The organism is Arthrobacter sp. GMC3, assembly GCF_002929305.1.
Taxonomy (GTDB): Bacteria; Actinomycetota; Actinomycetes; order Actinomycetales; family Micrococcaceae; genus Specibacter.
Genome location: NZ_PJIO01000142.1, coordinates 1 through 544, shown reverse-complemented (window position 1 = coordinate 544; position 544 = coordinate 1). Strand labels below are relative to the sequence as shown.

The 544-nt window shown below is 59.7% G+C and carries 1 protein-coding gene; it reads right to left on the bottom strand.

The genetic code is table 11. From position 1 onward, the window contains the following. Window positions 1-544 (bottom strand): amino acid--tRNA ligase-related protein (locus CXQ94_RS24030; RefSeq protein ID WP_368665592.1); only part of this gene is annotated, 544 nt, incomplete at both ends.

Sequence of the window (544 nt, the reverse complement as noted above, 5' to 3'; positions counted from 1 at the left end):
GAGGAGGAAGCCGAACTTCTCTTCCTGCTCGGCTTCATCGATGCCGAGAATGCGGAACACAGTCTGCTGCATTTCCTTGCGATGGATACGGATCGAACCGCCACCCAGCTCGGTACCGTTGAGCACCATGTCGTAGGCACGCGACAGCGCCGCAGCCGGATTGGCCTCGAGCTCCTGAGGCGAGCACTTCGGCGCGGTGAACGGGTGGTGCAGCGCGCTCAGCGAGCCGTCATCGTTCTCTTCGAACATCGGGAAGTCGACCACCCATAGCGGCGCCCAGTCGCAGGTCAACAGCTTGAGGTCGTGACCGATCTTGATGCGCAGCGCACCCAGGGCCTCGGAAACGATCTTCGCCTTGTCTGCACCGAAGAACACGATGTCGCCATCGACCGCACCGACGCGATCGAGAATCACATTGAGGTTGTCTTCCGGGATGAACTTGACGATCGGTGACTGCAGGCCTTCAACGCCCTTGGCGCGTTCATTGACCTTGATATAGGCCAGGCCCTTGGCCCCATAGATGCCAACGAACTTGGTGTAATCG